This window comes from Boseongicola sp. (assembly GCF_057460485.1).
The window spans coordinates 1-9,511 of sequence record NZ_JBVCWP010000153.1; the positions used below are offsets into that span (position 1 = coordinate 1).

The following is a 9,511-nucleotide window of genomic DNA, read 5'->3' on the forward strand; positions in this document are numbered from 1 at the left end:
AGCCAATGCCGAAAGATGAGCTCTCACCGCTTTTGAACGAGATGGGTGTATCAAGCGAACGCCTGGAACCAGAATGCAATGTCACGCTTTATCAGGATGGCCAAAATACCATTCTATTTGACGTTGGGTCGGGGCCTGACTTTATGCCAAGCGCCGGCGCATTGATTGACAGTCTCGATGCCGCGGGCGTCGTGCCTGAAGATGTAACACATGTCGTTTTCACCCATGCACATCCGGATCATATCTGGGGTTTGCTAGACGACTTCGGCGATCTGGTTTTCACGCAGGCCACCTATATGATGGGCCGCCACGAATGGGATTACTGGTGGGATGCCGAGACTGTAAACACAATCGGGGACGCTCGGGCCGCCTTTGCGGTCGGTGCAAAACGGCGCATGGAAACCATTGAAGACACAGTAGAACTCTTCGATGACGGCCAAGAGATTCTGCCGGGAATTGCAGCATTTGCAACCAACGGCCACACACCCGGACACATGAGTTTTGAAATCCGCAATGGCTCTGACAGCGCGTTGATTCTTGGGGATGCGATCGGCAATCATCACATCGCGTTTCGCCGGCCAGAATGGCACAGCGGTTCAGATCAGAATGCCGTTATGGCCGCCGCCACGCGACGACGGCTGTTTGATCGGATTGTGGGCGAGAAGATGAAGATCATCGGCTTTCACCTACCCGGCGGCGGCATCGGGCGCGCCGAGGCATCGGCCGATGGGTTCAGGTTCATTTCAGAGGAAACATAATGCGCGCCTTGATAGTTTCAGCTCTGCTCTTCGCCGTACCAGCGTTGGCAAGCGAGGATATTCCCGATCAGTATCCGGGGTCTGTTCTCTATTCCAAACCCATTGAAGTCATCCCCGGCGTCTTCTCCGCCATTGGTGCCACCGCTCCCCCCACGTATGAAAACGGCGGGCACAACAATAACCTGAGTTTTATCGTGACCGACGAAGGCGTCGTGGTTGTCAACGGTGGTGGCTCTTATCAGCTCGCCGAAGCCCTGCATAATGAGGTCAAAAACGTCACCGACAAGCCTGTCATACTCGTTTTTGACGAAAACGGCCAGGGCCATGCCATGCTGGGGAATTCCTATTGGGCAGATCAGGGCGTTAAGATCGTTTCCCATGCCGCTGCAGCGGCAGAGTTTGAAGCCTATGGACCAGGGTCGCTTCTTGCAGCTCAGGACCGTCTGAAGGACCGCGCCGGCCAAACCCGGCTGGTGATGCCGGATGAAACCTTCGAGGATGAATATATCGTTGAACTGGGCGACACACGGATTGAAGCACGCCATCTGGGCCCGGCGCACAGCCCCGGCGATATTGTCGTGTGGCTTCCGGGCAAAAGCCTCGTCATTTCTGGTGATGTGGCGTTCCACGAACGTTTGCTCCCAATCTTTGAACACACGGTGACTGCTGATTGGATCGAAACCTGGGACAGCAAATTCGAGGCATTGGGCGCCACGTATGTCATTCCGGGTCATGGACATCCGACAAATATGGATCAAGTGCGCAGATATACCAGGGACTACCTGATCTATCTCCGCGAAAAGATCGGTGCGCACCTTGAAGAAGGCGGGGATCTTGCCGACGCCTACTATGTCGATCAGTCGCCCTATGCTCACCTTGACACGTTTGAAGAGCTAGCCACGAAAAACGCGGGCCGCGTCTTTGAACAGATGGAATTTGAGTGATTTTTCCGGACCTTCAAGACGTCAATTGACGTGCATCAAGGTCTTTTCAGGGCGGTTTCTTCAGAAATTGATTTGAAAGCGGGGACCGGCAACATTGGAAAATCTGATTGATCGTTTTAGCGAGGGCTCGGTTCTTTTTACAGCAGCGCTGCTAATAGGATTCATGTTTGGGGCAGCCGCGCAGCACTCGCAGTTTTGCCTGCGCGCCGCCACTATCGAACTTTCACAGTCCACCCTTGGCCCCCGCATGGCTATTTGGTTTCTTGCCTTTTTTGCCGCTGTGCTGTCGGTCCAGATCCTAATCGCCATTGGCTATCTTGATGTTTCAGGATCACGCCAGATCGCAGCGACCGGCAGCTTGTCAGGCGCAGTTATCGGCGGGCTTATGTTTGGGATCGGCATGATTTTGGCGAGGGTGCGCAAGCCGCCTTTTGGTTCTGTCCGCCACGGGAAACTTGCGCGCCATCGTGACCGGGTTGGTTCTGACTCTCGCAGCGCAGGCGTCGTTGCGCGGATTTCTTTCGCCCTTTCGCGAATACCTGGCATCACTCTGGCCAATTTCTGGCGGCGCCCCGCGCGATCTTGCCAGCCAATTTGGTTTTTCTTCAAGTACGCTCGCGAGCGTAGCGTCCTTGGCACTCATCTTTTCTCTATGGCTAGCCGTTCATCGATCCATAAAACCAAGCCGTATCGCAGCCGCTGTAATCGTTGGCGTGGCTGTTGGAGCTGGTTGCTGGGCGACCTACCTTGTGGCATCGCACTCTTTCGAAGTCGTGGCTGTGTCATCCATCACATTCACCGGCCCCTCGACCGATACGTTGATGGGACTGATCAATGAACGCGGGCTGCCGCTTGAGTTCGGATCAGGCCTCGTGCCAGGCGTATTTCTTGGCGCGGCAGGCATGGCGCTGGCAACCAAAGAAGCACAGCTCCAGCGATTTGGCCCCGACACACCGATGGAGCGCTACCTTCTCGGCGGTGTTCTAATGGGTTTTGGCTCTATGCTTGCCGGCGGCTGCGCTGTCGGCGCCGGTATGTCTGGCGGGGCAATATTTGCACTCACTGCTTGGCTCGCACTTTTCTGCATGTGGATCGGGGCCATTGGCACCCTCATCTTCATGAGCAGCAAAGCGCATGCCATTCATGGCGCGGCGTAATCTACTGAGCCGCCATCGGCATCCGCGACAGTTCGCACTGAGTCCATAGGTCTCCCAACGCGCCAATCAGATGATCGATATCCGCATCGGTGTGAACCGGTGACGGCGTAATCCTCAAGCGCTCTGTCCCTTTCGGAACAGTTGGGTAATTGATTGGCTGGATATACACGCCATATTCGGCCAGCAGAATATCGGAAATGAACTTACACTTGACCGGATCACCGACCATGACTGGTATGATGTGGGATAGATTTGAAACATGCGGAATGCCCAATGCATCCAGCCGCTCGCGCACCTTTGCGACCTGCACTTTCTGCTGCTCACGCTCGGCGGTACTTTCCTTCAGATGCCGCACAGAAGCGGCTGCGCCCGCGACAACAGCAGGCGGCAAAGCCGTTGTGAATATAAATCCACTGGAAAAGCTGCGCACAAAGTCACACAGCTCCGCAGATGCTGCGATATATCCTCCGACAACGCCAAACGCCTTTCCAAGAGTGCCCTCGATCACCGTCAGGCGATCCATCAGGCCCTCACGCTCGGCGATACCGCCACCGCGCGGCCCGTAAAGCCCAACTGCGTGCACCTCATCCAGATAAGTCATCGCATTGTATCGATCCGCCAGATCGCAAATTTTACTGACAGGGGAGATGTCGCCGTCCATCGAGTAAACGCTCTCGAATGCTATGAGCTTAGGACGGTCTAGGGGAAGGGATTTCAGCTTGGCTTCTAGATCGGCCAGATCGTTGTGCTTCCAGATCATGCACTCGGCCTTTGAATGCCGAATACCCTCGATCATCGAAGCATGGTTCAGCGCATCAGACAAAACAACACAATCGGGGATGCGCGATGCAAGCGTTCCAAGCACCGCCCAGTTTGAAACGTAACCGGACGTGAACAAAAGAGCCGCTTCTTTGCCGTGCAAATCTGCAAGTTCTGCTTCCAAAAGGACGTGTTCGTGCGTTGTCCCCGAAATATTTCGGGTTCCACCTGCCCCAGCCCCGCAACGATCAAGTGCATCATGCATCGCGGCTAGAACACCGGGGTGCTGTCCCATCCCAAGATAGTCGTTCGAACACCAGATCGTCACATCAGAAATCACTTCCGCGCGCGCAGTCGCGCGCGGAAAGTCACCACAATGGCGCTCCAGATCTGCAAAGACGCGGTAGTTGCCCTGATCGCGCAACTCATTCAGCGCCTCTTTGAAGAAATTCTGGTAATTCATTACTTCCCCACTGCCTCTCGGACGATTTCATCCAACAGCGTCTGCACCTGTTGCATCGGCCCTTCAGGATAATTCCGATACCCCACCATGACTTTGCCCTCGCGCTCGGCCACGAAAATCCCGTACGGACAATGCGCAATGTTCATTGGGTCAGCTTCCATGACTTTGCGTGACAGAACTGCCGAGCAGAAAACGAATATGTCGGCGGCCTCGAAAAGCTTCGTGGAACTGCCTACATCTTCGGCCGTGCGATTAAGCATTTCCCCGGTGTGGCTGACATAGTCGATCACCAAGCCTTGACCGACAATCGCGCTTTCAACACCGAATGTGGCATCGTCGAATGATCCGTCGAAATCGTAAACCGTGGACCCACCTTCAGCATGCGCGACCGCACCGGCGAGACTAAGAAGACCACCTATGAAAAGACCCTTCATTTTCTTATCCTCCTTTTTGTGTGTTCATTCTAGACGCCGTTGGGAGCCGGGCCCTGACCTACATCAAGGCCCCGCAAACCTTTAGTCAGCCAAACATGTCAGCCGTGATACCGGCATACCAACCTTCAGATTCCTCATAGGTTGCCTTGCGCAACTCGGCGCTCTCTCCCGTGGCCGAGATGAACCCATCAACCTTGGCGATCTTTTCGTCTGTCGCCTCATAGGTTGCACCCACCTTTACACCGTCATTGGTGTCAATCAGCGACCAGCAGGTATTGGCAAATTTCGCCGGGAAGACGCGCGTTCCGGTAAGGGCCCCTCGCACTGCATTCGCGCAGACCTTCGCCTGGCTGTTGGCCGAATAGCCAGACTTTGGCATGTCGCCCTGACTGGCGGCGTCGCCAAGCACGTGAATGTCGGGATCGGCCTTGGCCGACATGTCAGCAGCATTCACCGGCGCCCAATTGCCGTCCGTGACACCAGCCAATTCTGCAATCCGCCCGGCCTTCATCGCTGGGATGACATTACAGACATCAACCTTGGTTTCTTCACCATCGATCGTCACGCTCATGGCATTGGGGTCAACCGAGACCTCACCGCCTCCAAAGTCCGCGCCGATCCAATCGACCATACCAGCATAGTGGTTTGCCCAACCTTCCTGAAAAAGTGCTTGTTTCGAAAACTTTTCCTTTGGATCCGCGACGATGATTTTTGCCGTTGGATTGTTCGCCTTCAAGAAATGCGCAACCATCGAAACCCGCTCATACGGCCCCGGTGGGCACCGGTACGGATTTGGCGGCGCAACCATTGCAAAAGTTCCACCCTGCGGCATCGCTTCAAGCTGGGCTTTCAACAACTCGCTCTGCGACCCTGCCTTGTAGGCATGTGGCATCGCGTTTTGTGCCGACAGGTCCCAACCTTCGACGGCCCCTGCCACGAAATCAATACCTGGAGACAGGATCAGCTTGTCATACCCAACCGTTCCCCCTCCTGCGAGCGAAACGGTTTTGGCGTCCCGATCGACACCAATGGCCCAGTCGTGGACAACGTTCACGCCGCCAGCGGCCAAAGTGCCGTAACTGTGACCAATATCCTCGATCTGCTTAAAGCCACCAAGGTAAAGGTTTGAGAAGAAACAAGTGTAATACTTGCGCGTTGGTTCAATAAGCGTGACGCTGATTTCACCTTCGCTGTCTTTCGCAATGTAACGGGCAGCCGTTGCACCGCCTGCACCACCGCCAACTACGACGACACGTGGCTTGCCATGACCAGCCGCTCGCACCATTGGCGCAGCCAGCATTGCCGCAGCGGCTCCCGAGCCAATTAGAACACGTCTGTTGATATTCATTTTCGTACCTCCCTTAAAACTTATTCGATATCCTTAAAAAATGCGGCCAATGACGCGATCTCTTCGTCTGATAGTCGTCCGGCCATCATCTGCATCACCGGATGCGGCCGGATCTTTTCTTTATAGGCGTGCATAGCCACGACAAAGTCCTCCTCCGGCCAGCGTGTGATCGACGGGATACCATCATCGCCCCCATCCACTTGGTGGCACGTCGTGCATTCATTCGAGAGATACTCACCGTACTCCGGGTCGCCTTGGATTGCCAAAATCGCGGGATCAACGTTGTGATCCGTACCACTCGCGGTTGGCTCAGCTTCTGGGATGTTCGAAGGGTCGTCGGAAAAGCGGCGGAGATAGGCAAGTAAATCCAAGCGCTCAACGGGGTCTTTGATGCCCCTAAAACTCATCCGTGTGCGCGACACCAATGCCTTGGGATTTTCAACGAACGCATCCAGAGTGTCCTGAGTCCAGATGAGGGTGTCAGCCCCGGCCCGCGCCATGCTTTTTGAATAGGAGAACCCTTCAATAGCACCAGCGCGGCGCCCGAAAATACCATTGAGATTCGGGCCAATCCTATCCTTGGCACCCTGTCCCACCTGATGACATCCTTTGCATTGAGCAAAGGCCGCCTCTCCGCGATCTGCATCTCCCAATTCGCTGGCCAGAGCGTTCCCGGCCGAAAGGGTGAGGGCTAGAAAAACTGAACTTGCGCGAAAAACACGCATCCATTAGCCCTCGACTGACTTCAAGAACTCGATCAGCGCAGCACGGTCGTCCTCGTCGCTCAGCCCTCTGAACGACATCTTTGTGCCCTTCATGTACCCACGAGGGTCAGCGATGAACGCCGAAAGCTCTTCCTCGGTCCAGATCAGCCCTGCAGCGGCTGCGGCCACCATTGGCCTGGAGTATTTTTTGAACCCATCGACGCCTCCCGCCGGGCTACCAACAATACCCGTCAGGACCGGGCCAGCGCGGTTTTTTGCACCTTCACCGATCTGGTGGCAGGCTTTGCACTTGCCAAACACTTTTTCACCGGTCTCAGCCAGACCTGGATCGAAAGCTGCAACCGAAACCTCTTCAACGGCAGGCTCTACTGCCGGGGCTTCCTCACTCTGTGCAGTCACCGAAACCACGCTGGCGCCGCCTGAAGCGTCAACATTCTGATCCGGTGTGACGTCAAGAATGGTCGCCCGCATCGTGATTTCAACGCCGTCCTTACAATTTTCCATGCAAGGCTCAACAGTCCAAATGGCGTACTCCGTCTCTGCTCGATCATCGACGATGAAACCGCCCGCATTCGGCATTTCAACATCAAGCAGCGTTTCATTCGACAGCACGAAATCGTCTTCAATCAGATCGTTGGAGTAGAGAATATATGCGACGATCGCATAGACCTCATCATCGCTCAGCGACCCGGCATACCCGAATGGCATCGACCGCTTCACATAATCAAAGGCTGTCGTTAGATGCGGCCAATAAGACCCAACGGTCTTGAGAGGGTCTTCGCGATCAAGCGTGTCCGCGCCCCCGGCAAGCTTCGGCCAATTGCCGATCCCTTCGGCAAAATCCCCATGGCAAGACGCGCACTGCTCGGCAAAAATCTCTTCGCCGTCGATCGCATCGCCGGACCCGACAGGGAGCCCCGCCCCCGTTGGACTAACGTCCCAATTCCAAGCAGATACCTCTTCTGCCAAAGCCGGTCGCCCAAGACCGAACTTATCCGCCCAGACAGGCCCAGAACCTATGACAATCGCGACAGAAAGCGCTGTAAAATTAAGAAACTTCGACATTTTCCGCCTCACCGTTTTCGCGCACCAACCATGTCTGAATGCAGTTGTTGTGATAAATCGAGTTCAGCCCGCGCACCTCGCGCAACTGAGCCTTGGTCGGCTGAACGTATCCCGTATCGTCCATCGCCCGCGATTGAAGCAGCATCTCGGAACCATCCCACTCGGTATCGAGATAGAACCGGGTCAGCGCCATTTTCTCACCGGGCTTGGCCAACCGTGCGGTTTCCCATGTCATGCCCCCATCTTTCGACACATCAACGCGGGAAATGGCACCGCGGCCCGACCACGCAAGGCCAGTGATCACCAAAGGACCGTTGCCATGCGTGACCGGCGATTGCGGACTTGGACTTGTGACAACAGATTTTGCATCCATCTCCCAAGTCCACTTGCGGCTTGTCCCATCCGCCAAAGTGTCGGTGTACTTACTGGTTTCTTCGCGGCTTTCAACGGGGCCGTCCATCACCTCGATCCGGCGAATCCACTTAACCCACATGTTGCCTTCCCAGCCCGGAACAACCAGCCGGACCGGATACCCATGCTCCTTGCGAAGCGCCTCGCCATTTGCCTTGAACGCCACCAAAACGTCATCAAGTGCTTTTTCCATCGGGAGGGATCGGCCATTGGAAGATGCATCGGCACCCTCAACAAAGACCCACTTGTCTTTCAGGTCGCCCGCAGCCCCAAGCCCAGCCTCTTCCAGAATAGTGCGTAGCGATACCCCGGTGTATTCCATGTTGTGGATCATACCGTGGGTGAATTGCGCACCATTCAATTGAGCACCGGCCCATTCCATGCCGGTGTTTGCAGCGCACTCGCAGAAATAGACGTGGTTCTCGCGGGGGAAACGCTCCAGATCAGCGTAGCTGAAGATCAGCGGAGTATCGACAAGCCCGTTTACCATCAGGCGGTAGTCTTCTTTGCGAAGCTCTATGGCTCCGGAATGGTGACGCTCAAACGCACACCCTTGTGGCGTAATCGTTCCATCAAGCGCATGGATCGGCGTAAAGTTGATCGAGCTGATCGTATCAGCTGTCAGCCATTCGACATTGCGCCGCACCACATCGCCTTCGAACTCAATCGGCAAGCCATAACGCACCGCATCCACACCATCGCCCAGCTCCTGCGCCCAAGGTTGGATTTCCGTGATTAACGGGTCAGGTGTCGCGGCTTTGGCACTGCTTGCGGCGACAACTCCAGCACTTGCCGCAGCCGCCCCGCGCAAAAATGCGCGACGGGACGGAGCTTTGCCCTTGTATTCGTTAGACATTTCAAATGGCTCCTTTGGTCTTTTTTCGTCTCCGACCCATCCAAAAACCGTACGTCAGGGACGGATGTAGGCGTAATCCTGTTCCTGCAATTCAATCAGCCGCACGACGCCCGACGGAACCATGTTGGCTTCATCCATCAACGGAACGTCTTTTCCGGCCCTTTCGTTCATAACTTGCGGGTCGTTTTGATCGACGTGTACCGCAACAAAATGTGTCTGCCCTTCAGCCCAGACACCTGTCGCAATAACCGTTGCAGGAGCCGCTGCCGTTACCAATCGCTTCATCATCGTCTTCACTCCCTTTGGTTGCGTTATGCGCCCACCACTTGAACGCTGTTATTGGGGTCCAGTGAAATCGTGCCTTGCTTTGATATGTGGGATTCAACGACATCCCAAATCGCCGGGCCTTCCGTGCTTTCGTTTACACTGGCCCAACCTGCTACCCGATAGGTCTTGGCCGCATCGATCCGCTCACCCGTTTTCAAAAGAGTCATCTCGGTGATGCGACTGCCCTGAGGTTTGGTGACGTCGATCCGATAACCAAGACCACCTACCCGAACCATATCGCCGCCCTGCTGGTAATAAGGGTCC

10 protein-coding genes and 1 pseudogene are annotated in these 9,511 nt (G+C 55.4%); 3 read left to right on the top strand and 8 right to left on the bottom strand.

The window, feature by feature from the left end; genetic code table 11:
- From AC221Y_RS15505 to AC221Y_RS15515, 3 genes and pseudogenes are all read left to right on the top strand, one after another.
- Positions 1 to 758: MBL fold metallo-hydrolase (locus AC221Y_RS15505; RefSeq protein ID WP_486707686.1), on the top strand; the 758-nt coding region annotated here is incomplete at its 5' end.
- Positions 758 to 1,702 (top strand): MBL fold metallo-hydrolase, encoded by a 945-nt coding sequence (locus tag AC221Y_RS15510; RefSeq protein WP_486707687.1) that lies wholly within the window; start codon positions 758 to 760, stop codon positions 1,700 to 1,702. The genes AC221Y_RS15505 and AC221Y_RS15510, both read left to right, overlap by 1 nt.
- 163 nt (positions 1,703 to 1,865) lie before the next feature.
- Positions 1,866 to 2,859 (top strand): annotated as a pseudogene (locus tag AC221Y_RS15515) (YeeE/YedE family protein).
- Position 2,860: 1 nt separating this feature from the next.
- Here the strand turns inward: AC221Y_RS15515 and hemA are convergent.
- The 8 genes from hemA to AC221Y_RS15555 all read right to left on the bottom strand — a co-directional run.
- Entirely contained in the window at positions 2,861 to 4,081 is a 1,221-nt protein-coding gene (gene hemA, locus AC221Y_RS15520; protein ID WP_486707688.1) for a 5-aminolevulinate synthase, read from the bottom strand.
- The gene (locus tag AC221Y_RS15525; protein WP_299752714.1) at positions 4,081 to 4,515 is read right to left on the bottom strand and encodes a DUF302 domain-containing protein; all 435 of its coding nucleotides are present in this window, start codon (positions 4,513 to 4,515) and stop codon (positions 4,081 to 4,083) included. The genes hemA and AC221Y_RS15525 overlap by 1 nt, the downstream gene beginning before the upstream one ends.
- Positions 4,516 to 4,600: 85 nt before the next feature.
- Positions 4,601 to 5,863, bottom strand: a complete 1,263-nt coding sequence (locus tag AC221Y_RS15530; protein WP_486707689.1) for an FCSD flavin-binding domain-containing protein — start codon at positions 5,861 to 5,863, stop codon at positions 4,601 to 4,603.
- A 20-nt stretch (positions 5,864 to 5,883) separates the two neighbouring features.
- Positions 5,884 to 6,588: a c-type cytochrome gene (locus AC221Y_RS15535; RefSeq protein ID WP_486707690.1), complete on the bottom strand. Its 705-nt coding sequence runs from the start codon at positions 6,586 to 6,588 to the stop codon at positions 5,884 to 5,886.
- A gap of 3 nt (positions 6,589 to 6,591) precedes the next feature.
- A complete protein-coding gene (locus AC221Y_RS15540; protein ID WP_486707691.1) occupies positions 6,592 to 7,653 on the bottom strand; it encodes a c-type cytochrome in 1,062 nt (353 codons plus the stop codon).
- Positions 7,637 to 8,920 carry a sulfite dehydrogenase gene (gene soxC / locus AC221Y_RS15545; RefSeq protein ID WP_299756433.1) on the bottom strand — a complete coding sequence of 428 codons (1,284 nt, stop codon included), beginning with the start codon at positions 8,918 to 8,920 and terminating at the stop codon, positions 7,637 to 7,639. Before soxC ends, AC221Y_RS15540 begins: the two co-directional genes overlap by 17 nt.
- A 54-nt stretch (positions 8,921 to 8,974) precedes the next feature.
- On the bottom strand, positions 8,975 to 9,208 hold the full coding sequence (locus AC221Y_RS15550) for a hypothetical protein (RefSeq protein WP_299756437.1): 234 nt from the start codon (positions 9,206 to 9,208) through the stop codon (positions 8,975 to 8,977).
- A 23-nt stretch (positions 9,209 to 9,231) separates the two neighbouring features.
- The coding region (locus tag AC221Y_RS15555) for a 5'-nucleotidase C-terminal domain-containing protein (RefSeq protein ID WP_486707692.1) at positions 9,232 to 9,511 on the bottom strand (280 nt) is incomplete at its 5' end.

What these genes read in the sequence shown, in the direction of transcription:
- AC221Y_RS15510 (WP_486707687.1), top strand. Translation starts at nt 758, where the DNA reads ATGCGCGCCTTGATAGTTTCAGCTCTGCTCTTCGCCGTACCAGCGTTG.
- hemA (WP_486707688.1), bottom strand. Translation starts at nt 4,081, where the DNA reads ATGAATTACCAGAATTTCTTCAAAGAGGCGCTGAATGAGTTGCGCGAT.
- AC221Y_RS15525 (WP_299752714.1), bottom strand. Translation starts at nt 4,515, where the DNA reads ATGAAGGGTCTTTTCATAGGTGGTCTTCTTAGTCTCGCCGGTGCGGTC.
- AC221Y_RS15530 (WP_486707689.1), bottom strand. Translation starts at nt 5,863, where the DNA reads ATGAATATCAACAGACGTGTTCTAATTGGCTCGGGAGCCGCTGCGGCA.
- AC221Y_RS15535 (WP_486707690.1), bottom strand. Translation starts at nt 6,588, where the DNA reads ATGCGTGTTTTTCGCGCAAGTTCAGTTTTTCTAGCCCTCACCCTTTCG.
- AC221Y_RS15540 (WP_486707691.1), bottom strand. Translation starts at nt 7,653, where the DNA reads ATGTCGAAGTTTCTTAATTTTACAGCGCTTTCTGTCGCGATTGTCATA.
- soxC (WP_299756433.1), bottom strand. Translation starts at nt 8,920, where the DNA reads ATGTCTAACGAATACAAGGGCAAAGCTCCGTCCCGTCGCGCATTTTTG.
- AC221Y_RS15550 (WP_299756437.1), bottom strand. Translation starts at nt 9,208, where the DNA reads ATGATGAAGCGATTGGTAACGGCAGCGGCTCCTGCAACGGTTATTGCG.